This window comes from Proteus sp. fly-1008 (assembly GCF_040140305.1).
Lineage (GTDB): Bacteria > Pseudomonadota > Gammaproteobacteria > Enterobacterales > Enterobacteriaceae > Proteus > Proteus vulgaris_B.
Window position 1 is genome coordinate 57,420 of the sequence record NZ_JBEEWH010000010.1, and the last position, 24,864, is coordinate 82,283.

19 protein-coding genes and 1 tRNA gene are annotated in these 24,864 nt (G+C 32.9%); 7 read left to right on the plus strand and 13 right to left on the minus strand.

From position 1 onward, the window contains the following. Nucleotides 1-230 precede the first annotated feature (230 nt). Nucleotides 231-1,877, plus strand: a complete 1,647-nt coding sequence (gene arnT / locus ABN256_RS15260; RefSeq protein WP_349439680.1) for a lipid IV(A) 4-amino-4-deoxy-L-arabinosyltransferase — start codon at nt 231-233, stop codon at nt 1,875-1,877. Nucleotides 1,878-2,361: 484 nt separating this feature from the next. On the opposite strand, the gene ABN256_RS15265 is transcribed toward arnT, so the two are convergent. The 7 genes from ABN256_RS15265 to ABN256_RS15295 form a co-directional block, all read right to left on the minus strand. Beyond that, nucleotides 2,362-3,711: a TolC family outer membrane protein gene (locus tag ABN256_RS15265; protein WP_349439681.1), complete on the minus strand. Its 1,350-nt coding sequence runs from the start codon at nt 3,709-3,711 to the stop codon at nt 2,362-2,364. Between the two features lie 2 nt (nt 3,712-3,713). Continuing rightward, complete coding sequence (locus ABN256_RS15270) at nt 3,714-5,042, minus strand: HlyD family type I secretion periplasmic adaptor subunit (RefSeq protein ID WP_231619323.1); 1,329 nt, start codon at nt 5,040-5,042, stop codon at nt 3,714-3,716. Nucleotides 5,043-5,055: 13 nt separating this feature from the next. Further along, the gene (locus ABN256_RS15275; RefSeq protein ID WP_349439682.1) at nt 5,056-6,795 is read right to left on the minus strand and encodes a type I secretion system permease/ATPase; all 1,740 of its coding nucleotides are present in this window, start codon (nt 6,793-6,795) and stop codon (nt 5,056-5,058) included. A gap of 164 nt (nt 6,796-6,959) precedes the next feature. Beyond that, complete coding sequence (zapA, locus tag ABN256_RS15280) at nt 6,960-8,387, minus strand: ZapA family metalloprotease (protein WP_197269477.1); 1,428 nt, start codon at nt 8,385-8,387, stop codon at nt 6,960-6,962. 405 nt (nt 8,388-8,792) lie between these two features. Further along, complete coding sequence (locus tag ABN256_RS15285; protein WP_349439684.1) at nt 8,793-10,565, minus strand: M10 family metallopeptidase C-terminal domain-containing protein; 1,773 nt, start codon at nt 10,563-10,565, stop codon at nt 8,793-8,795. Nucleotides 10,566-10,822: 257 nt separating this feature from the next. Next, the gene (locus ABN256_RS15290; protein ID WP_196553641.1) at nt 10,823-12,064 is read right to left on the minus strand and encodes a nucleoside permease; all 1,242 of its coding nucleotides are present in this window, start codon (nt 12,062-12,064) and stop codon (nt 10,823-10,825) included. Nucleotides 12,065-12,147: 83 nt separating this feature from the next. Continuing rightward, nucleotides 12,148-12,966, minus strand: coding sequence for a purine-nucleoside phosphorylase (locus ABN256_RS15295; RefSeq protein WP_349439685.1), 819 nt, complete (start codon nt 12,964-12,966; stop codon nt 12,148-12,150). A gap of 205 nt (nt 12,967-13,171) precedes the next feature. Here ABN256_RS15295 and ABN256_RS15300 point away from each other — a divergent pair, with 205 nt between their 5' ends. Both ABN256_RS15300 and ABN256_RS15305 read left to right on the plus strand, forming a co-directional pair. Continuing rightward, nucleotides 13,172-14,368 (plus strand): ROK family protein, encoded by a 1,197-nt coding sequence (locus ABN256_RS15300; protein WP_340895381.1) that lies wholly within the window; start codon nt 13,172-13,174, stop codon nt 14,366-14,368. 272 nt (nt 14,369-14,640) lie between these two features. Further along, nucleotides 14,641-15,525, plus strand: coding sequence for a helix-turn-helix domain-containing protein (locus tag ABN256_RS15305; protein ID WP_340895383.1), 885 nt, complete (start codon nt 14,641-14,643; stop codon nt 15,523-15,525). On the opposite strand, the gene ABN256_RS15310 is transcribed toward ABN256_RS15305, so the two are convergent. Then, nucleotides 15,519-16,775: a M20 family metallo-hydrolase gene (locus ABN256_RS15310; protein WP_340895386.1), complete on the minus strand. Its 1,257-nt coding sequence runs from the start codon at nt 16,773-16,775 to the stop codon at nt 15,519-15,521. The genes ABN256_RS15305 and ABN256_RS15310 overlap by 7 nt on opposite strands. A 771-nt stretch (nt 16,776-17,546) precedes the next feature. On the opposite strand from ABN256_RS15310, the gene ABN256_RS15315 reads away from it, so the two are divergent. Continuing rightward, nucleotides 17,547-18,350, plus strand: a complete 804-nt coding sequence (locus ABN256_RS15315; RefSeq protein WP_151434463.1) for a DUF4225 domain-containing protein — start codon at nt 17,547-17,549, stop codon at nt 18,348-18,350. 398 nt (nt 18,351-18,748) lie between these two features. On the opposite strand, the gene ABN256_RS15320 is transcribed toward ABN256_RS15315, so the two are convergent. Beyond that, nucleotides 18,749-19,222: an Hcp family type VI secretion system effector gene (locus ABN256_RS15320; RefSeq protein WP_072071115.1), complete on the minus strand. Its 474-nt coding sequence runs from the start codon at nt 19,220-19,222 to the stop codon at nt 18,749-18,751. Nucleotides 19,223-20,274: 1,052 nt separating this feature from the next. On the opposite strand from ABN256_RS15320, the gene ABN256_RS15325 reads away from it, so the two are divergent. Beyond that, nucleotides 20,275-20,448 carry an ArdC family protein gene (locus ABN256_RS15325; protein ID WP_164526001.1) on the plus strand — a complete coding sequence of 58 codons (174 nt, stop codon included), beginning with the start codon at nt 20,275-20,277 and terminating at the stop codon, nt 20,446-20,448. Between the two features lie 304 nt (nt 20,449-20,752). On the opposite strand, the gene ABN256_RS15335 is transcribed toward ABN256_RS15325, so the two are convergent. From ABN256_RS15335 to mutY, 4 genes are all read right to left on the minus strand, one after another. Then, nucleotides 20,753-20,828, minus strand: a tRNA-Phe gene (locus ABN256_RS15335). A gap of 262 nt (nt 20,829-21,090) precedes the next feature. Then, a complete protein-coding gene (gene mltC, locus ABN256_RS15340; RefSeq protein WP_115350598.1) occupies nt 21,091-22,161 on the minus strand; it encodes a membrane-bound lytic murein transglycosylase MltC in 1,071 nt (356 codons plus the stop codon). A gap of 63 nt (nt 22,162-22,224) precedes the next feature. Beyond that, nucleotides 22,225-22,497, minus strand: coding sequence for an oxidative damage protection protein (locus ABN256_RS15345; RefSeq protein ID WP_072071114.1), 273 nt, complete (start codon nt 22,495-22,497; stop codon nt 22,225-22,227). A gap of 29 nt (nt 22,498-22,526) precedes the next feature. Next, the gene (gene mutY, locus ABN256_RS15350) at nt 22,527-23,567 is read right to left on the minus strand and encodes an A/G-specific adenine glycosylase (RefSeq protein ID WP_197269473.1); all 1,041 of its coding nucleotides are present in this window, start codon (nt 23,565-23,567) and stop codon (nt 22,527-22,529) included. 217 nt (nt 23,568-23,784) lie between these two features. On the opposite strand from mutY, the gene trmB reads away from it, so the two are divergent. Continuing rightward, nucleotides 23,785-24,504: a tRNA (guanosine(46)-N7)-methyltransferase TrmB gene (trmB, locus tag ABN256_RS15355; protein WP_072071112.1), complete on the plus strand. Its 720-nt coding sequence runs from the start codon at nt 23,785-23,787 to the stop codon at nt 24,502-24,504. Next, complete coding sequence (locus ABN256_RS15360; protein WP_006534836.1) at nt 24,504-24,830, plus strand: YggL family protein; 327 nt, start codon at nt 24,504-24,506, stop codon at nt 24,828-24,830. The genes trmB and ABN256_RS15360 overlap by 1 nt, the downstream gene beginning before the upstream one ends. The last annotated feature ends 34 nt before the right edge of the window (nt 24,831-24,864 follow it).

Here is a 24,864-nt window from a genome sequence, read left to right on the forward strand (position 1 = left end):
AAAAACGGATTAATAATAAATTAAAATATTATTATTTAAAGTAATCAATTCTATCAATTTACATATGTGTGATTCGATAAAAAATAGATATTTCAATTAGTTAGTGTCTCTTAATCTAGCGTGTACTAGTTAATTATAAATTAATAAATAATAATTGAATTTTTTATAAGATAACCATTCTAACTAATTAGCTATTTGTAAGGTGATTTTTCTATTTTAATGAGGAATGTATGAGCGTCAATTTTGTAGAAAGATATAAATGGTTTCTACTTTTTATTTTTATATTATTAACTTATTTCATTCCTTTAGAAACGCGGCTATTGTGGCAACCAGATGAAATCCGTTATGCCGAAATTAGCAGAGAAATGCTGACATCGGGTAATTGGTCAGTGCCTTATTTACTCGATATTCGCTATTTTGAAAAACCGGTTTTGGGGTATTGGCTAAACAGTATTGCACAATGGTTATTTGGGGGCGGTCATTTCTCCGTTCGCATTGTTGTTGTCACCTCAACGCTATTAACTGGCCTATTTGTTTATCGAGCTGCTTTGTTAGTTTGGCATAATCAAGCTCTGGCTTTTAATGCATTAGTGGTATTTTTATCCTCTTTTCTTGTGTTGTCTATTGGCACTTATAATATCCTTGATCCTATAGTGACCATGTTTGTTACTGTGGCAATGTATTATTTTTTAAGTGGATTATTGGTAACAGATAAAAAATCAAAAATTTATGCTTCTTTTTTAGTTGGTATTTTTTGTGGTTTAGGTTTTTTAACTAAAGGATTTATTGCTGTTGTTCTACCCACATTAGTCTTTATGGTTACAGCAATTAGCTTATCTCGTTTGAAGGAAGTCCTTTGTTATGCGCCAATAGCATTTATCGCTATGTTTATTATTGCGGGTCCATGGGTAATTTCAGTTGCACTTCAAGCCCCAGATTATTGGCATTACTTTTTTTGGATCGAACATGTGCAACGTTTTATCGCAAAAGGATCAGCAAGATCACAACCTACGTGGTTTTACTTGCCTATTATTATTCTGGGTATTTTACCTTGGCTGGGATTTCTATTTGGCACGCTTAAATCTGCGCTTTTTTTGAAAAAGGGCACTCTCTATTTTTCATTTTGGCTATTTCTTTTCTTTGCATTTTTTTCGGCCTCTAGTGGCAAGCTATTAACTTATATGTTGCCTTGTTTTGTTCCATTATCGATTTTGATTGCGAGTTACATGGAAGAATTGAAAAATAATCCAAATGAGAAAATTTATACTATCAACGCAATAATAAATACAGCCTTTGGGATAACCGGTGGTTCTATTATTGTTTATTCTCTTTATTCATCTCAATTTAGACTATATGAAGTAGATGAACAATATAAAGCGATGCTGGCGATAGGGGGATTTTTTATATGGAGTATGATGGGAATTGCTTCATTCTTTAAACCCACACGTTTGTTAACTTTATTTTGTTCTGTTGGATTAAGTCTTGCTATTGGATATGCGATCCCACATAAAATTGAAAGTAAAAATACTCCTGAAAAAGCAATTAATCATTATTATAGTGAGCTAGCAAATAAGCCTTATATTTTAGCTGATGAAGTTGGTATTGGAACGTCACTAGCATGGGGATTGAAACGTACAGATATTCGTTTAACTGAGACGAGAGGAGAGCTTGCCTACGGCTTAGCATATCCTGATGTGCAAAATAAATATTATGATCTTAAGCAACTAGTTAACTTAATTGAAAAGAATAACTATCAAGGTGTTGCTATTGTTTTGATCAGACCTGAGCGCAAAGACATATTATCCGTTATAAGCCAATTAAAGATAAAACCTATTGTAGAAAAACAGGGTGATCTAACATTTGTTTTCTTTAATTAACTGATTTTAAAGTCTATTTATATATTATAAATGAGGTCGAAAATGTTATTCAAGTTTTTGTATGGCTTAGATTTGATTTTTTGTGTTGTTTTTATGTGATCTAAGTTAAAAAATAGATTTTGTTGAGAAATTTATTTTGCTCTTTTCCCTTTTAATGATAGGTTTAGAATGTGTCCATTAAATCGGAGTTAGCTAAGCAATATATGACAAGTCACTTTACTTTATCAGAACCCCCGCCCAAACAAAATGTACTTATGAATGGGGGTAATTTATGCTGATTTTCCTAGTTGAATGTTTTATCGGTCTAGCATCAATTGCTCTTACTCACCGTGTATTAACGTTGTACGGTACTAAAAAGAAGTGATGATACCCGCTAGCTAAAGTAAGTAATCAAAAATTACTTAAATTAAAAGCCCTAGATCGATATACGATCTAGGACTTTTATATTTATATTAGTATTTCTTATTGAAAATATTTAATTACTCTATTGAAAATAATTTTCAATTAATTTTATTTTCTCAATATCTAATGTATTAGTATATTGATGTAATAATGTCCAAGCTTGAATATAATCATATTTAGCTTTAATTAAATCTTGTTGAGCACGATACAATAATTCTTCAGCATTAAGAACATCCACCATGGTTCGTTGCCCACCAATATAACTTTTTTGAGTTGCATCTAATTGTAACTTAGCAGAGGAAACAGACTGTTCATATGCATTTAGTTTTATATTACTGGTCGTACAAATTTGATATTGATAACGTAACTCTTGTGTAATTTGTTGAATAATAGCATCTCTTTCAAAAGCACTCATCTGATACATCGCAGTAGATTGACGCATTGATGCTGTCGTTTTTCCACCATTAAATAATGGTAAGCTGACATAAAAACCAATATTAGCAGATTGATATTTCTGATTTACTGTATTATTGCTATCAGAATCACTATTAGAATAAGAAGCATAGAGTTGTACGGTTGGAAAAAATTCACCTCTATTTTTTTCTACTTCTTGTTTCGCTATTGCCATTTCATAACGTGCAGTTTGAATATTGAGGTTATTTTGCATTACTTCCATTTCCCATGCTTCATAATTATTTGGAGTAATAGGCTGTAATATAAATTTTTGACTATTTAATTTTGCAATATGTTCATCATAAGGAAGTGGATTACCGATCATTGAACTTAATTTATTTTTAGCATTATCTAATTCAAGCTGGATATCCGTATATTGAGATTGAGTTAAATATAATCGAGTTTGGATCTCTGAAATATCTGTTTTTGTTCCTTCTCCTAACTCAAATAAGCGTTGGCTAGAAGTAAGCTGTTTTTTATAAATCTCTTGCTGAGAAAGATTTAATAATAATTTATCTTGGGCATAGGCTAATTCAATATAATGATCAACCAATCTAATCACTAGTTCAGAGAATTTCACTTGATAACGACTATCTGATAGTAACGTTTGTATAACTGATGATTTGTAGTCACTAAAAGCAGTGTAATCAAATAGAGGTTGACTAATAATTGCACTGACAGAGTGGCTTTGGTAATTTTGATATTCTGTTCTTTGTATTTCTCCTTGGCTAGTATTAATCGGATAAATTTTACGTTGCCAATTTCGCGGATTATTTTGGTAATTGACATGAACACTAGGAAGTAACTGAGATAATCCAATATTTTCATACTCTTTGCCTGCAATTTGTTCTTTTATTGCAGCATTAAAAGTCGGATCATTTCTTACAGCCAAAAAATAGAGATCAGATAATGTGATAGCAAAAGTATGAAAACTGAACATCCATATCAATATAATAATAGAAAGTTTTTTTATTAGCATAATTATTCTTCCGTTAAAGAAGTATGAACTCTATCTAATACAGGCTTAAAGAGATAATTGAGTAATGAACGATCGCCTGTATTAATAAACACATCAACGGGCATACCAGCCTTTAATATATTTTTATTATCAGCAAGAAGTGCATTATCTTTTACATTAATAAATACTTGATAATAGGGTTCTGTTGTTCTGTCATCAATAAGTCTGTCTGCTGAAATTAAAGTAACTTCACCCGGAATTTTAGGTGTTGTATTTTGATTAAAAGCACTGAACATTAAATCAACAGGAAGGCCGGGAGTTACTTTATCAATTAAATGAGGAGCTAAACGAGCCTCAATAATTAATTGATGATCCTGAGGAACAACTTCCATTAATGTTTGTCCTGTTCTAACAACACCACCTTGTGTAAAAACAGACAAATCCATTACTGTTCCTGAAATAGGGGCTGTAATTTTCATTTTAGCCAGCTTATCCATCTCAATAATAAGTTGCTTTTCAGTTTCACTTATTTGTAATTGAATTTGATTAAGTTCAGTACGTGCTGACTGATAAAAGTTAGCATTACGTTGTAATATTTTCTGTTCATACTCTAGTTTTTGTTTTTCTAAAGTACTTATTTGCCCTAAGGTATCATTAAGATGATTGTTATTTTCAGCGAGCTCACGCTCAACCTCTTGATAACGATGACGAGGAATATAGCCTTCAGTAGCAAGAGTACGTAAATCTTTTATTTGATTCTGTAAACTATTAATTTGATTTTGTTTGTTTAGTATTGATCTTTTTAGATGAATTAAACGATTAGAAATACCATCAATAATGGCGTTATAGCCATTTATTTCACTATGCAATTCAATATATTTTTCATTAAGTAATCTATTTTGTAGTTGCAAGAGTTTATTTAGGCTCTTTGAAGATGAATAGTATTTTTCGGTAGGGTCTAAAATAAACTCTGTTTTTTCATTGAGTTGAGCATAAAGACGTTGTTGAGTAATAAGTAAATTATCATATTGATCTGATAGGGATTTTACTAAGGCTTTAGATTGTATGGGACTTAATTGAATAAGTGTTTGGCCTTCAGTTACACTATCTCCATTCTTCACTAAAATATCAGTGATAATACCTTCTACGGATGCTTGAACACTTTTTTTATTGCCTGAAATTGAAACATTACCTGTGGCGGAGACCCCTTTATCTAAAGGTGCAAATGCAGCCCAAAAAATAAAGACCACCAAGCCTAAAAGAATAACAGACCATCCTATTATTAAGAATTTTTTAGGATCATCGGAAATATTTTTAACTATATTGATTTCATTTTTCTCTGTGATCATCATTATTTTCTCAATATTAAGAATTACTTTGAGTAATCGGTGTATTTGATGGTGTTGGGGTGTTCTTTATTATTGATGAGTTATTTAATTCAGCAATAACGGCGGTTGTAGAGCCAAATAATTTAGTGTGACCATCGAAAAGAACTAAAAGCTTATTCATCACTGAGAGTAATTGTTTTTGATGTGTGATTAATATAACGGTCTTTTTATTTTGTTTGAGAGTTTGAATTGCCTGTATTAACGCTTTAATACCCAAATCATCTAAATTAGAATTTGGCTCATCTAAAACAACCAGTGTAGGGTTACCATACAATGCGCGCGCTAACGCAATTCGTTGTCGTTGTCCCCCTGATAATCCTTCTCCATGCGCACCAATAACGGTTTCATACCCATTAGGAAAACGTAAAATCATTTCATGAACATTTGCCATCATTGCAGCTTGAGTCACTTTTTGAGGATCTATTTCGGAAAAACGAGCAATATTTTCGGCAATTGTCCCTGGGAAAAGGGCGATTTCTTGGGGAAGGTATCCAATATATTGACCAACTTCGCTTTTATTCCATTGATATATATCTGCATTATCAAGGCGAATTGAACCTGTTTTAACTTCCCATATTCCAACAATAAATTTAGCTAAAGAGGATTTACCTGAAGCACTAGGGCCAATAATACCAAGCACATCACCTGGGCTGAGTGAAAAATGAATATTATTTAATAGTGTATGTTCTGTTTGAGGGTATTGAGCCTGATTAATATTGACCGTTAATTCACCTTTAGGGGCAGGTAGTGCCATTTTTTTATTTTCTTCAGGATAAGCTTTTAATAGTGTGGCTAACCTTTTATAGGCTTCTTTACTACTATCCCAGTTTTTCCATACACCTATAACTTGTTCAATCGGTGCTAAAGCACGACCTAATAATATTGATCCTGCAATCATCATTCCTGGGCTAATTGTATTGTCTATTGCAAGCCAGCCACCTAATCCTAGCATTAAGGATTGCAATGCCATGCGAGTGACTTTCGTTATTGCATTAACTCCTGCAGCATTATCACTTGCTTGAGTTTGTGCTTGTAGATATTTAAAGTGGGTAATTTGCCATTGAGTTCGCAAATAATTTAACATGCCCATTGCTTCAATGGGTTGTGGATGTTCGAAATGATGGCCCTGTATGACTTGTGCTTGATTAGCAAATTCATTGGCTTTTTTTAATGATGTTCTAGACAAATATTCATTAAGAATAGCTAATGAAAATAAAATGAGTGCACCACATAATGCAAATAATCCTAACCAAGGATTAAATAAAGCAATAACAAGAAGGTAAATAGGAAACCAAGGTAAATCAAAAAAGGCAAAAATAGCATGACTTGTAATAAATTGACGAATTGTCACTAAATCATTAAAAGCTAAAGAAGAATTAATACCCGGTATTTTATTTAATCTAGCTTGATATGAAGCGGTATAAATGCGCGAATTAAGTGATAAATCAAGCTTATTGCTCATTCTAATTACAATGATACTTCTTAAATATTCTAGTCCACCCATAAAAATAAAGAGAGCTAACATAATAAGTGTTAGCATCAATAGTGTCATTTCATTACCAGAAGGTAATACACGATCATAAACTTGCAACATATAGATTGAAGGAACTAGCATTAAAATATTTATTAGTGCTGTAAATATTCCAATGGAAAGAAATACTTTTTTTCTCTCTTTTATAATACTGGTTATTTCATTGTTGTGTTTGTTTTCTGGCATAATGTTATTCCTGATTTTATTCTTATCTATTTGTTTATATTTGTGATTTTTTATCTATATGCATGATAATTTATATTTATTTTTTTAAAAAAATATAAAAATAACTCCATGTAAGTAAAAAGAGGGCAGGAGAATACTATTTCTCCTACCCAATAAATCACGACTTAAACAATAAAATCAGTTTCGTAATTAACAAATCCTACGATATCAATTTTGAAATCAGCACTAGAGTCATAACCATAAGCATTAATAGCGAGTTCACTTGAGTTTGTTGATTGATCATACTTAATGGTTGCCTCACCTGAACGACCTGTAAAATTATCAACAAAATTAAGGAATTTATGACTGAAGGTATTTTCGATTAACTCCGATAGGTCAATCTTATCAATGCCTGATTTGAAATCCATTATCTTGTCTGCTGCTGAGACTAGAGAGTCGGAGATTTCTTTATAGACAAAGGTGTTGCTACCTGTACCACCCCATAATGTATCTTGGCCACCGCCACCATACAGTATGTCGTTACCGCCACCACCGATGAGAATATTATCAGCATCATTTCCATAGATAATATCATTACCAGAGCCACCAATTGCATTTTCTATTGTAACGCCTTGGGCAATAGATATGTTTTTCTGTAGTCCGCCAACATCAGAGAAATGACCCTCACGTAAATCAATTACTTGATCTTGATAATATCCTGAGAAGTCAAATGTATCGTTACCACCACTGTCCCAAACAGAGAATATTAATTTATCATTACTGCTTGTTGCAGTGTAATAATCAATACCTGTATTTGAGTTGAAGCCGTAAACATCATCACCTGTTCTGGTTGTTGTATTTGCACCGTAGAGGTATTGCATTGCTGAAATATCATGAAGTAAAGGAGCACCAGCATAAGCACCTTGGAAGTGTGCACCAGTTTCATATTCATCCCAATAGCTCATAACGGTATATTGGCGACTATCTTCAGCATAATCAGATTTTAAATATCCAGGCACATTTTGACCTGCATTATAATCACCAGGATGCATTAAACCAAGAGCATGACCAATTTCATGGATGATTGTTAAGCGACCATAATTACCTAATTCAGGCGTTGTATTACCCGCATAATAATAATCACTAAACCAGGCTTGTCCTGAAATATCACGCCCATAATAATCAGGGGTATTTGGTAATGTTGCATAAGCTTGGAATTTACCGTAAGGATCAGTAATATTTCCAAAAGTAATATCTGATTTTACATTCGGTGCTACTTCTGTAAATTTAATATTTGCAATATCAGACCATGCATCTAAAGATTGTCTTGCATGATCCTTTTGTGCTGAATTAAACCCATAGGGATTTTTATCACCAAAGTCATTAAATTTTTTACCCGCCCAAGTTGGGAATGAATACGTTACTTCTGCCGCTTGTCCAATAACATATTTCCCATTCCATGTGGAATCTTCACGCGCGATATGTTTTCCTGCGGTATCATAATCAAAAGAAGGTAGAGTCTTAGCTGAGAAATTATAAAAAATTCCACTCTTATCTAATAAATCAGAAACATTAGATAATCCTACTGCTTTTTTTAATAAAGAAGAACCCATAATATCCTCCGGATATCAAGTTTAGGTTAAGTTTATTTTCATATTGAAAATAGTTTTATTATCTGGCGAATGCCAGCGATAATAAAGATAGCTATTTATTGATATTAATCTAGAGGGGGAAAATATGTTTTTAAATAATTGTGAAGTGAGGTGTGTTTTAAGTCAGAATAATTTAATTAAGTAAATACAATTGTAGTTATATTACCTTTCGAGATTTTTATTATCGTTATTATTTATAAAGGTTATTTTAAAAGAATAATCTTTTTTATATATGACTAATGGGGTCGTTTTTATATGTGTTTTATTAAGGTGTTAGAGTTTATTAATAGGGTGATAAATCAAATTACTTGATGATGGAAATTATCATCAAGTAATTTATAATAATAAGAGATTAATATTTGCTAATTATAAAAATAGAGCATCATGATTAAACTCACCAACCAAATTGATTATTAAATGATTTTGTGAAAATTCATTATCTGAATTTATTTTTAATGTTGTAACGTTTTTTTCTTTATCATAATTGATATTAGCTTCATTTTTACTTAGCCACTGATTGTTTGAAAAAGTGAGTGCTGTATTAATTTTTATACCATTTTCAATCTGATAAAATGTAAGTTTATCAATATTAGGTTTGAAATCAGTAATCAAATTGATCTCATTATTATTGCCTAAATGGAAAGCAAATATGTCTTTACCATCACCACCATTTAATTGATTATAACCTTTACCAGCATCTAAATAATCATCACCATTTCCACCATAGAGGTGATCATTACCTTCACCGGAAATTAAAATGTCATTTCCCTCATCACCCCATAAAATGTTATTTCCTTCATCGTCCCAAAGATAGTCATTACCTAATCCGCCCATTAATTGATCATTTCCTTGACCACCACATAGAAGATCATTGCCTAAATGACCTAAAAGAATATCATTACCCGCTTCGCCATAAAGTTTATCATCACCTTGACCACCATAAAGGGAATCATTACCATCACGACCATATAACGTATCATTTCCGTCTTTTCCAAGAAGGCAATTATTAATATCATTTCCTGTCATGATGTCGTCTTGGCTTCCGCCTATCGCATTTTCAATAACGGTGTCATAAGCAATAGAAAGATTACCTTTTAATCCTCCAACATCAGAAAATGCTCCTTCATTAAGATCTATTTTTTGATCAACATGATATTTTGATAAATCGAGCCAATCATTTCCACCGGCATCCCAAATACATGCAACAATTTTATCTTCTGCCGAATTTAAGCTATACGCTGTTCTTTCAGTATTTGAATTAAATCCATAAATAGTATTACCAATCCGAGTTGTAGTATTTTTTCCATAAAGGGTTTGAATAGCACAAATATCCATAATTTGAGGTGTCATAGGATTAATGCCATGATAATACGCATCTTGTGTAGGAGAACGATATGCCATTACTGAATATTGTGTGCTATTTTCTTTGTAATCGGTCTTATCTACATTGTTAAATGTATGATGCAAACCTAGCGCATGTCCTATTTCATGCCGATAAGCATGCTCTTTAAATGTTCCTTTTTCTGGTGCTTGCCCTTGATTATTATTATGAACATTTAAATTTTTACTTTCATATAAAATAAAATGAGTATCTGTTTCATGAAAATAGTAATTAATATTATCAGATTTTGATTTAAATAAATTTACTTTTATTTTTTGACTTGATGTTATTGATGATTTTTCAATAACATCAGCCTGTTTCACTTCAAATAAATTAATCCATACTTGACCGCTATAATTATAATCACTTACTTTTTCTATTTTATTTTTATAAAAGGCATTTTTTTCTGGGTATGTTGCAAATCCTGCAACAGAAGGTGAGGTATAATTAAATCCTTCATGTACATTATTATATAAACCAAATTTGATGTTTGTATCTTTATTTGGGGTGTGTTCTACAAATTTTATATTTGCAACATCTTCCCACTGTTGCAATATTTCTTTAGCTAATTGTTTCTGTGATTCATTGAATGTTGTTATTGTTTTATATTTATTTTCTCTTAAATCACTCCATAAAGGGAAACTATATGATACTTCGGTATAACCTTTTTCTGGTATATAGTTGTTCCATTTAGAGGTGTTTTTATTTCCTAACATTATATTATAAACAGCATTAAATCCATTTGATTTGCTTACCATATATTTACCTTTAATTAATACTATATTTATATAAAAAGAAGTTGTATTTTATTGTAGGCTAATTAAATAACTTTCAAAAAATTAACAATTAAATAATTAATTTATAGTTTTATCTTGTAAGTGATTTTTATTAAATATGATTTGAATAGATTCATATTTTTTAGGGAGGTTATGCTGTTATAAATTAAAGAGATATTTATAAAAACGGTAATAAATATAGAATGATTTATTACCGTTATATATTTATTACTTGCTCGTCATGGTTTTATATCTGAGTGTTCTTTTTTTTCTTTGAAAGCAATCACAAAGATAATCGCTAGAATTAATGTATATGAAGCAAAAATTAGCCAAATAGATTGCCAATCTTTTATTCCATCAATTGTAAAATGATCTACAACCATGCCACTTAAAATGGAACCAGCGTATGCACCAACACCATTAACCATAGTCATAAATAACCCTTGAGCACTGGCTCTTATTTCAGGTTTTACTTCATTTTCAATATAAATAGAGCCTGAGATATTGAAAAAATCAAATGCACAACCATAAACAATCATTGAAAGCATTAGCAATACGAAACCCCAAGGAGAGGGATCACCATAAGCAAATAATCCGAAACGTAAAGTCCATGCAATCATACTAATTAACATGACTTTTTTAATGCCAAAACGTTTTAGAAAGAAGGGAATTGCTAAGATAAAGGCGACTTCAGCCATTTGTGATACTGATAATAAAATTGATGGATACTGAACAATTAAACTATCGGAAAATTCAGGGTTTTTAGCAAAATCATGAATAAAAGGACTACCAAATGTATTAGTAATTTGAAGCACTGCACCTAATAGCATGGCAAATAAAAAGAAGACAGCCATTATAGGTTTTTTAAATAAAACAAAAGCGTCTAATCCTAAGCGAGAGGCCCAAGACGTTGATTGTTTATGCTGGGCTGTTGGTATTTTAGGTAAACAAAACGAATAGAGTGCCAAACAAAGTGAAGCGACTGATGCAATATATAGTTGAGTGTTACTGAGTTCTAATTTGAGTAAGCTAACACACCACATAGCGATAATAAAACCTATCGTGCCAAAAACACGAATAGGGGGAAAATTAGCAACAGAATCTAGTTTGTATTTATTTAAGCAGAAATAGCCAATTGAGTTTGAAAGTGCAATTGTTGGCATAAAAGCTAATGCATTAATGAACATAACCCAAAACATGATGGTTGGATCAGTCACTGATGCCGCAAAAAACAAAGCAATAGCACAAATCACATGACAGATAATATATAAACGATTAGCGGGAATAAATTTATCTGCAATTATTCCGAGTAAACCAGGCATAATGAGGGCGGCAATACCTTTTGAGCCATAAACTAACCCAACTTCAACCCCAGTGAAATGTAATGTTTGCATCATGTATGCACCTAGGGTGATTAACCAACTTCCCCAGATAAAATATTGCATAAACATCATGCCTTTGAGCTGTATTTTTATTCCCATAACAATCTCCACTGTTGGGGATAGGATTAGAGTGGAATATAGGCAGCTATCTATACTCCACTTTTTCTTTAATTGATAAAAAGTTATAAACGTGCGATCACTTCACTAATAAGTTTTAAGAAGGTAGATTTTACGCGCTCTGCGGTTTCAATCACTTCATCATGGCTAAGTGGTTGTTCTAAAATTCCACAAGCCATATTGGTTAAACATGAAATACCTATAGTGTTGATGCCGGAATGGCGAGCAATAAGTGCTTCTGGTACCGTTGACATGCCAACGGCATCAGCACCCAATGTTCTTATCATGCGAATTTCAGCCGGTGTTTCATATGTTGGGCCCGTCCACCATGCATAGACACCTTGGTGTAAAGTGATATCTTGTTCTTTGGCAATATCAATAACAATTTGGCGCATTGCTTTGTTATAAACTTCACTCACATCTAGAAAACGAACACCTAATTCAGGGTTATTAGGTCCAATTAGGGGGTTATTTGCTGTCAGATTAATGTGATCCGTAATTAACATTAGATCACCAGGATTAAAATCTGTATTTACAGCGCCACATGCGTTAGTGATAATCAATTTTTCTACACCCAGAGCTTTCATAACACGCACTGGAAAAGTCACTTCATCAAGAGATACACCTTCGTAGTAATGAAAGCGGCCTTTCATTGCAACTACCGTTTTTCCCGCGATTTTACCAATCACTAATTCATTAGCATGCCCTACAGCACCAGATGCTGCGAAGTGTGGAATAGTGTGATAAGGAATGTGTACAGCATCTTCTAAAGTATCGGCAAAAGGACCTAAACCTGATCCTAAAATGATCCCAATAGTTGGTTTTTCAGATGTTTTAGATTGAACAAATTCTTTCGCTTTATTAATTTCAGAAATCTGGTGCATGACACTCTCCTGTGTAAATCATCATTACGTTTTAAATTATGTTTGAGAGTACTTTGCCTGATATGCAGAAATGAACAACTTTCTTTTTCTCATTTTGAGATTAAGATCATGTTGTTTGTTTTGACTAAGGAACTATTACTTTTTTTACAGTAAGATAGCGGTATTCCTCTTTGACTAGCGAAATAATTTAATAAAGGAAATAGCTATGCTATTGAAAAATTTAAAAGAACTTCAATCTTCTAAGACATCAAAAGCATTAAAACTGAAAAGCCTTTATAAATTAATCGCAGAAAATGGCCCGATAAAAACAGAAACGTTGACTGAGTTAGCACAAATGAAGCCAGCGACTTGTGCCCGATTACTTGACGAATTAAATGCTCTTGGATTAATTACAACTGCAGAATTAGGTGAGTCAACCGGTGGACGAAAACCTATTTTGTATAATATAAATGCAGAAGGGGTGTTTTTAATCGGTATTGAGTTAAGCAAGGTCTATTCAACTATTGTCTTAATGGACCTAAAGCTAAATATGTTAGATAAAATTAAAATCTCACCTGAACCTTATTTATCTGCCTCTGAAATGACAGAAAAACTATTGCCTAAAATTGATGCTTTATTATTAAAAAATAAAATTAATTATGAAAAGGTGCTGGGATTAGGGATCTCTATTGAGCATGTTGTTGAACATCAATTAGTGTCTAAATCTCTTGATGAAGAATTTCGTGAGTTAGAAATATTATTGCGTAAAAAAATTCCTACTTACGTAACGGTAGGGAGTGGAGTACATTTTGCTGCATTAGCTGAGTTTCGTTTATATTACCGCCAAAAAACACAACGGTTTTTATTTACATCTTGTGATACTGAAGTCAGAGGTTGTGCAATTATTGCTAACCAGTTTTTAACTGATACATCAGTAACTATGAATTGTTTTGGCCATATGACAATTGATGTAAAAGGACCTTTGTGTGAATGTGGCTCTTACGGTTGTTTAAATACACTCTGTTCTTTAGATGCGATAAAAAATAATGTTATTCATCAAATAAGGCGAGGAAAAACCTCTTTATTAACATCGCTTATTAGTACTGATAATGAAATTAGTTATCATACTATTTTTCAGGCAATTGAAATGCGTGATCCTTTGTGTATTGATGCATTAGAAGAAGCTGCTTATTACTATGGATTGGCTATTGCAAACTCTATCTTAATGCTACAGCCTGATATTGTTGTGTGTGGCGGTACATTAATTCCTAAATATACATTTTTTGATACCGTAAAAAAAACGATTGAAGCTAAACTCGCACTTTTCCCAAATATAAAAACAGAAGTTTATCCCGCAAATCATGCTTATGAAATCGTGTCTCAAGGTGCAGGAGCAATGGTATTGGAACATTTGGTTAATTAATAAATGAAAAAGGCGCTGTAATATCAATTACAACGCCTTTTAGTTTTTTATTGTTGTTTATTTTTACTGCTTAACCCTGGTGAGGTTACCTGCTAGGAGACAGGTTTATTGATATAGACTAACTTTTTACTGCAAACTTTTTTTATTTACCTCATTGTGAGGAAGGTGATTCTTTTTATTTTGGGTTTAATTTAAACTATCTCAACTAACATCCTATTGTAGTGACGTTACTTTACCCTGGTACTTTGTGCATTTGGGAGCCAATTATAAATATGCCTTACATACCTAGAGAAAAAATAGATTATCAATCCATTGGCTATCGACTACGAGCTTACCGTATAGCCTCTTCATTAAAAGCTGAAGATGTTGCAGAAAGCTTAGGTATCTCTCGTGCTGCCGTATATCGATTAGAAAAAGGCGAAATTGTTAAGATTGAAACTCTCGATAATCTTGCTAGATTATTAAATACTTCATTAACGAGTTTATTAGGTATTAATACCGAATATTACTCAAGTGCGAATGGTTTTTTCGAACGAATGCGCCAACTTGAGACTCAATCTTCACATATTTATACTCACTTCGAACCTTTTTCTTATTTATTAACTTCAGATTGTTATGACAAAACATTGGTTGAAATGCTAACAGAAGCATCACCTTTAAATCTTTTATCTGAAAAACAACAAGAAGTTTTATCTATTTTAAAAGAACGTAAGAAACATCAATCCCTACATTCACCTCATATTTATAACCTTATTAGCCAACAACAAATCGAGAAATTTCTTTATGTTGGTATGCTAGGTTCGGTTAATTTAACGAAAACATTGCAACAAGAAAGAAAACAGCGAGCAAGAAGCGAAATTATTCATTTAATTGAAAAGCTAGAGCAAAAGAATAATTATCTTAATATTGCAATTATTTCAGATACTATGCCATCTCTCACTTTCCAATTATTTTATCAAGACAAAGTGCCTCTTTCTTTAGCTGTTAGCCCGTTCCGTTTAGGTGAGTTTCCTAATGTCAGTACGGGCATTGCCACTGTAACTTCTTCAACTGAGGCGATATTTCAATATCAATCTCTCTTTGATAAATTATGGTTAAAAGCGACCAAAGGGAATGATGCAATTAACCTTTTAAAACAAATAGTCAGTCATTATTGATTTGCTAATGTGCCTAATGTTTCTGCTAATAAATCTGCAGCGACAGCAATATCACTAAACTCGGTAAATTCATCAGGATGATGACTAATACCGGCAACTGAAGGTGTAAAGATCATCGCAGTTGGATAGAGTGACGCCATATTCATAGAGTCGTGGCCTGCACCACTTAACATGGTCATATAGTCGATATTGTGTTTTTGGCATAAGCTTTCAATAACTTGGCAAATTGTATCATCTAATTTGACTGGCGATTCTGCAGAAATTGGTTGAACATCAATAGCAACACCAAAATCTTTTTCTGCTTTTTCAACACTGTTATTTAAACGTTGTACAACCCGCTGAATACTTTCAGTATCAATACCACGAATATCAACAGAGAATTTAACTTGCCCAGGAATGACGTTCATGGAATTCGGAACAACGTTGAGTTTACCCACCGTACCTACAGTGCCATAAACGGCTTCAGTACATGCTGCGCGGTTGATATCGGTAATAATCTCCGCACTTGCCACTAACGCATCTTGACGCTGATACATTGGAGTTGCACCAGAGTGATCTGCATGACCATTAACAGTGACTGAAAAACGTGTCGGCGCAGCAATACCATTAACAATACCAATGGTTTTCTTGTCATTTTCAAGGCGTTTACCTTGTTCAATATGAAGCTCAACAAATGCACTATAACGATCTTTTTTAACTAAACAACTATTCAAATTATCGTGCTGATAACCTAATGATTTCAAAACTTCAAAGAAGTTATTGCCATCATCATCTTTATTTTGCTCCCAACGAGTTCTATCTATTTTTCCTGTTAAGACCTTACTGCCAATACATGAAAAACCAAAACGGCTAGATTCTTCTGCACGAAAAACAACAAGTTCAAGATCACGTTTAAGCTGTTGTGGTTTATATTGCATTAAAGCATAAAAGCCAGCAATTACACCCAAAGCACCATCATATGCTCCACCTTGAGGTACAGTATCAAGGTGAGAGCCCGTTCCTACTGCGGGTAATGAGCGATCTTTACCCGGTAAACGGGCATATAGTGTTCCAATGCCATCACGATAGACTTCAAGGCCAGCTTCTTTCATTAAACCTGCAATATACAAATGTGCGGCTTCATCTTCTTCACCATAGGCAATACGTGTGATCCCTTTGCCACTGTTGTCTTTTTTATAAATCTGCATTGTTTCAATTAATGTTTTCATATCATCAATTGAATAGTGGGTCGCTGTATCTTGTTGAGTCATAAGAGAATTCTCCCGTGGTTTCTGTAATATCTCTCTGTCTAAAAAATGAGACAATTTAAGGATTAAAAAAGCCATCTTCAAAGATGGTCACTGTTTTTATAATCATTACCTATTATATTTACTGCTGAAGTTATATTTCGTCAATGACAATTCAGGTGAATTTCATATTCTGTGAGATAGGTATTAATTAAAAAGAGATATATATATGGAGTATTTCTTAAATGAACTTAAATTGTATGATAAATGTTATAAAACAGATCGCTTTTTTAGGCTAAGTATATTTAAAATTATATTTTTAATTTCAAAATGAAAATAAGAATTATTATTGGTAGTGAATTTATTTTTTTAAGAGTTATTTAAATTGTGATTTATATACTAATAATAAAATATAATTAGAAATACCCCTGAGTTTTTTGTATTAATAATATATTGATTTTTATATTAAATAAAATTTATAAAATTTATAACATTTATAACATTATTAGGGGAATGTTTGGTTTTCCGTTAAATATCATAAATAATATGTAAATATAGAAAGTCTTTATATGAAATTATTTTTCTAATTATTAAAATAAATAATGATCTATCTTATATATTTAGATTTATAGTCTATTTATCTTATTGCTTTAGTTAAATGGACTTTTATCTCTCTGCTAAGTAGAAAACTAAATATTCACTATTGATAAGAATTATTAAATATTACACTATAATAGCCGATAATTTGGATGAGATATTACTTAAGTTTTTATTTTAAATAAGGATGTGAAAGAAATGACTGAGTATGAACTAGACTATAGTTATAGCGATGTATATAGAGATACATTAAGAAGAGAATCCAGTTATTTAAGAAAAATAGCAATGAAATTTGCCTATCAATATATTGGTGATTCTTTTGCAAGAATGATGTTCTTAAATGATATAGAACAACTTATTGCTAGAACAGAGTTAGAGGTAAGCAGTTATTGCTTAAGTTTATCAGCAGGGTTAGATAATATCTCAGATGAAATTGAAAGGTTAGAGTTACAGGATAATTTACTAAGAAATCGAAGCGTAATGCAATATGCACTTTTTGAAATAATACGTAAACAAGAAGAAAGTGAGGAAAATAATAAATTAACACTCAAACAAGTAGGTTTTGTCAGCGGAGCAATGCAAATATATGGAGGGGGAGCTTCTTGTGTGGGATCTGTCGGAACATTATGCAGTAGTTTAGGAGTTGGAATGGTATCTCAAGGTGTAAATAGTATGATTGAAAATGGATATTATTTATTATTTAGAGAGGAATATAGCGGACCTGTAAGAAACGGATATAGAGCAACATCTAAAGCTTTAGGTTATGGTGATAATGAAGCGGATATATTTTATAATGTGGTTGATTTAAGTTTATCTGGTGCATCACTACTAAAACCTGTTCTTAAAGAAGATTCATGGAAGTTATTTCATTATATTAAGAGTGATTTTATAACATCATGGCAATCAATGGGGCGATTATCACTTACTTCTGAGTTTTTCTTTGATGGTGTGACCTTCTATTCTACATACGATTTATATAAGGAAAAAAATAAAAGTGAATGATTTTGATGTGTTATCACCTTTTCCATTTGGCTGGTTGGAACTTTTTCTATTCTATCTATCTTCATTTCTATTATTTTATATTCTATATAAATTACAGATTTATCTTCTTAATAAAGAGAGTAGATTTTTAAATTTAATGTATCTTATATTTATTTATATTGTTGGTAGTAGTTGCCTTATTATATTTAAATTTGGTGATAAATTTTTTATTGGTGAATTATTTATAAGATCTGGTAATAAAGATATTATTCGCTATAGCTGTCTCTTTTTTGCACTTTACCTTTGTATATCACTGACATTTGGTAAAAAAAAGTAATTTATCATATTGATATTTTATGAAAGATAGATTTAATTAATGGTGAATCAAGATATTAAATTCACCATTAAATTTTCACTAGTTAACTTAGTTCAGAAATACTATATCCAGATGTTCCTGCCATTATATGGTTACAGGTGATACTTTCATATTGTATAGTGATAATTTCGCTAGGTAATGAATTACTTTGAGTTAAGGTACTTGCATGTATTTGTGAGTAATTGACAATAGAAGCATTGGTTAAAACAACCGTCATATATTTCTCTTGGGCGCCGGTATGAGAAGTTCTATAGTAATCAATTTCACATTTTAAAATTTCGTTATTTGTAATTGCCGTAATTAGTAATGGTGTCGATTTATCAACATGTTTGGTTATAGAAAGAGGGGCATGACTTAAATTTTGTCTTCTTGATATATCAAATGTGGATGCTATAACTAATATTTCATTTAAGTGAGAACTCTGATATTTATTGCCAAGTGAATCGTATGAAGAGCATCCTGCTGAAATATTACCCTGAATATTTCCATTTATTCTTAAATAAATATTATTAGACATTAATTATTTTCCTTTTTATATAATTAAACTTCATGTTTATCTAAAGCTAAATTTACTTTAAAGTTAATCTTATTAGATTAATTTATGTATTTATTATATTTAAAAATAGATAAATTACTATCTATGTATTGTGACAATTTATATGGTGCAATCACCAGAACGTAATCGCTATGTATATCGTATTACCGCTTTTCTAGTTTGGTGCTGTGAGTTGGAGTGGTGTAAATCTTGGATTTGTGACATTTTAAGAGGTTCAAAAGGCATGTGGCTGGTGCTCAAGAAGGCTAGTCAGTGCTATCCGTTCTGATTTCACATTTAAAATAAATCAAATGTCAAAGCCTACTTTTTTGTATAATTCAGGAATGTCAGTAAATAAAGCAAGAGTTTTACTTTCTGAATATAAAGAGGAGTAATTTATTCATCTTTATTTTTAGATAAATTATAGTTATTTTAAAACCGATTAGTATGCTTCCAAAGAGGAATTTTGTAATAACTAAATATATTGTAACTGAAAGTGATAATGATATTAATATTATCACTAGATATGGTAAGTTATTGTCTTTTTGAAAAAAATAGATAATAATAAAATGACTAAGGTTGTGTTTATTACTGATGATACACTTGACTTTATACTAATAAAGTAAGGTGTTGTTCTTGCTTTTTTTAATATTTTCTTTTCTTTTTTATTAAACATTTATTTTATACCATTTTTTGTTTTTACAGATTAATGATAACATAAGATTAATATTTAATACCATAATTGAAGATTGATTTTATTTTATGGTTAATTTAATTATCTTAAGTTAAATTTTTTGAGTGTATTTTTATGATTTTATTTTAAGTAATATAAAATCACTCTAATTAGGGGTTAATATAAATTACGAGAAAATAATTTAACCTACATACTAAGTATTCCTAGTGTTTGCTTTTTAAATATTATCTTGTTATTTTTAGCAACAGCCAATATTTCAGCAATCTGAAAGAAATACTTTCGGGTGATTACAACATTCATTAAATCAACTTTCTTTATTTTCCCCAAAAGAGAATTGCCTATGAAAAAGGAATTAATAGGTCGGACATCCTCACGGCAAAACTATCCTTATCACATAGTGACAAGTAAGATTATTGAAGCATTAGAGAAAGGAATAGAACCTTGGCATAAAGGGCTATCCGTTAATGCAGTAACAGGGCATACTTCAAGACTTGCTAGAAAAGGAAGTAGCTAATTGAGAGTTATTTACAATGAATTCATGCCAGTATTATATCGACATTAGAATACATTGATGAAAGTGTTGATAACTTGCGAGATATATTAGAAGCGGAATTGATGTGATGAAAATAACAGGAGGAGTATCAAGATTTGACAGTGATTAGGAAAGAAAGTAAAAGTTACAAATAAAAAAAACAGCCTTGATTTGAGCAAGACTGTTTAGTTTAAGAGTTTCAACATAAAGTGACAGTGCCAAATTATACTTCTCAACTCTTGATTGCCCTCTCAGTGATTTAACTCACTGACGAACAAATGGAAGATGGTGCCCGAACTCGGAATCGAACCAAGGACACGGGGATTTTCAATCCCCTGCTCTACCGACTGAGCTATTCGGGCAACGGGGCGTATTAAACCCGATATCGCCTTGCTCGTCAACGTTATTTATCACAAAACTGTTTGATTGCTGTTTTTTTAAACTTATTGGTTAATAAAACGCTATTTATCGCGAAGAAAGAGTAAAAACAAAGCTGAACATAGTTTGTAGTAGCTAGAATTATGGTGACAAAAAATACAATAAGACGGTTTCTTGGTTAGTAACAACAAACAAAGCTTACCCAAATTGATTGAGTAAGCTTTGTTTCTTTAGAGCAAATAATAATTAACGATAGTTGCGTTGAGCCGTACTGACTTTCTCAAGATAACGACGAGATTGGTCGGCAGGGTGCTTATTACGTAACGTGGTATACACTTGCGTAGGCTCTAAGTTGTTAATCATAGCGGCTGCTTGTTTCTTATCGCTATGGAATATACGTAAGACGCTGCCAGCTCCGCCATTGTAAGCCTGTATAACGGCGTAACGGCGGGAAATAGGATCTTTGATATCACCAAGGTAGCTGTTTTGCAGTATTGAAATATAAGCAGCTCCCGCATCGATATTATTAGCAGGATCGAACAAGTAACTGCGGCTTGGTTGCCCTGATTTACCTTGCATGCGAAATACATCTCGTCCTGCCGTTGCTGGCATAATTTGCATTAAACCTAATGCGTCTGAACTACTGACTGCATAAGGGTTAAAACTTGATTCAATTTGCATAATAGCTAGGATAAGCGAAGGTTCAACACCATATTTAGCTGCCGCTTGTTGGACTAATGGTAAGTATTTATGTGCACGTTTATCAAGGTGATTAGGGACTAAATTAATGGTGACATACCAAATTGTATTTATACCAGATTGGCGTTTTTGTAATTTATTGGCAATCAGATAATCAGCAAACTTATTGGCTCGCCATTCCCAGCGTATAGGCTGACCTGTATTATCAAGAACCTGTCCTGATAAAAAAGGTTCTGTACTGTGAGGGATGTTATTGACATCAGAATAGAGGTCTATAGAGCCAGGATCTTCACCCATTAATAATGTAGTGACAATCGCCTTATGTAATTGGAATTGAGGAGCATCACCACCTAGTGTTTCTATCGTGATGGTACCTGCTTCAAAGTTAATATGGCTACGGGTTTTATAAGCATCAGTATATTTTACGTAGTCTTTAGGGCCGGCTATTAAAACTTCCTTCATCCCCCAAATCATTTCGATATTATTGGCAAATTGCCCCATAAGAATATCGAATGCATTGGTGTCCTTTGCGTAATCAGGTTCAAATGTCTTAGAGGGTTGGCTACTACATGAAATGAGTAGTGGGGCGATAATTAGCAAGAGAAGGATTTTTTTCATGGTCAATTGCATCGCTATGGTGAATAAAAGACCAGAGCCTTAAAGGCTCTGGAAAAGTGAATATTATTTTTCAGGTGGGGTGTAGCCGTCAATATGAACATCATGACCTTCAAATAAAAATCGTACCATTTCTTGTTCTAATAGTTTGCGATCTTCTGGATTCATAGTGTTGAGTTTTTTCTCATTGATCAACATCGTCTGTTTTGTCATCCACTGAGTCCATGCTTCTTTTGAGATCTCATTGAAAATGCGCTTTCCAATTTCTCCTGGGTACAACTGAAAATCAAGTCCATCAGCTTCTTTGTTTAGGAAAGTACAAAAAATAGTTCTGCTCATAATACGTCCTCAATATCGCAGGGATTAGCTTAGGCTAATTGTCTAAGTAAATTCTCTACAGGCGCCGCTAACCCAACGGTTGCAGGTGTCTGTAAGTTATACCAAAGTCCTTTTTGCTCCTCCATCATAGAGGTAAACGTCGAGAGTTTTACGCAAATTGGCACAATATCTAAATGAAAGTGGCTAAAAGTATGTCGAAATGAAATCAGTTGTTCTGATTCATTATTTTCTAGTCCATGCTCAGTTAGCCACAGTTCTAAAAGCGTTTTTGTCTCAAACTGAGGAAAGGCAAATAACCCACCCCATATTCCTGCTGGTGGTCTTTTATCCAACCAAACAAGATTATCATATTGTAAAATAAGAAAATAAGTTGTTTTTTCTGGGATAACTTTTTTCGGTTTTTTTCCAGGATAATCCGCCCAATTGTTTTGAGCATAAGCGATACAACCTGTATTTAATGGGCATAGATCACATTTAGGTTTGCTTCTAGTACAAACCATTGCACCTAAATCCATCATTGCCTGATTAAAATACTCAACACCAACAGTTGGGGTGACGTTTTCACTGATTTCCCACAACTTATTTTCAACTTCTTTTTTACCTGGCCAGCCTTCAACGGCATAACAACGAGCTAAAACACGCTTCACATTACCATCAAGGATTGGATAAGGTTTTTTCAATGATAACGATAAAATAGCACCAGCGGTTGAACGGCCAACACCCGGTAAAGCACAAACGTCCTCAAAGGTATCAGGAAAATGCCCTTGATGTTTATCTACAATGTGTTGTGCTGCTTTATGCAAGTTTCGGGCTCTTGCGTAATAACCAAGGCCTGTCCATAAATGAAGCACTTCATCTAATGGTGCTTTAGCTAACGCAACGACATCAGGAAAACGTGAAATAAAACGCTCAAAATAAGGAATAACCGTTGCAACTTGGGTTTGTTGTAACATTACCTCAGATAACCAAACGTGATAAGGCGTTTTTTCTTGCTGCCAAGGGAGCGTTTTACGCCCATATTTATGATACCAATTGAGTACGACTTGCGAAAATTGCAGTGCTTCCATCATGTTTTATTTTATTAACTCATGTTCTGATTAAGGTAAGATTGCACCACAGTGAGAATAAACTGTAAACACTCTTAATATTTATCTTATAGAGTGATGCTTCTATAAGTGACTCTTGCTAAACTTAGGGATCTTTGGATAATGTCGGTTAAGTTTATACCATAGCGACATTATAACGATTTTAAGTAAATAATTGGCCTAACGACTGACAGTATTAGACATGATCAAGAATGTAATTTCTCCGGAATTCAATGAAGAAGGGCGTGCTTTACGGCGCGTTCGTAGTTTTGTTCGTAGACAAGGCCGTTTAACTCCTCGTCAAGAGCAAGCATTAGAAATGCAGTGGCCTGTTTTTGGCATTGAATATCAACCGGAACCCATCGACTTCAGTCAGGTTTTTGGACGCGAAGCACCTGTTATTTTGGAAATTGGCTTCGGAATGGGCGCATCGCTCGTGACTATGGCAAAAAATACGCCAGAAAATAATTATTTCGGTATTGAAGTGCATGCGCCAGGTGTGGGGGCTTGTCTTGCAAGTGCTGAAGAAGAACAAGTAACTAATTTGCGAGTCATGTGTCATGATGCGATTGAAGTACTTAATCACATGATCCCAGATAATAGTTTAAAAATGGTTCAGTTATTCTTTCCTGATCCATGGCACAAAGCGCGCCATAATAAGCGCCGTATTGTTCAAGTGCCTTTTGCAGAATTAATTTTAAAAAAATTAACGTTAGACGGTGTTTTTCATATGGCAACAGATTGGGAACCATATGCAGAACATATGCTTGAAGTGATGACAAGTGTTGAAGGTTATCAGAATTTGTCAGAAACTCAGGATTATGTACCACGACCAGAAACACGCCCAGTGACTAAGTTTGAGAAACGAGGTCATCGTTTAGGGCATGGTGTATGGGATCTTATGTTCAAGAGGGTAAAATAATGGCTAAACAACGTAGTCGCCGTTTACGCAAAAAAATGCGTATCGATGAATTTCAGGAATTAGGTTTTTCAGTTAAATGGACTTTCCCAGAAAATACCCCAATTGAGGAAGTGGATCGCTTTGTTGATGAACTGATCCTCAAAGTCATTGAGCCAAATGGGCTGGCATTTGATGCAAGTGGTTACCTGAGCTGGGAAGGTTTAATCTGCTTACAACAAATTGGTAAATGTACAGAAGAGCATCGCCAATTAGTCGAAAACTTCCTAAAAGAGAATAAAATGCAAGATGTACAGACCTCTGAATTATTTGACGTTTGGTGGGACTGATAGAAAGTTATACATTTAGCAAATAATTACAAGG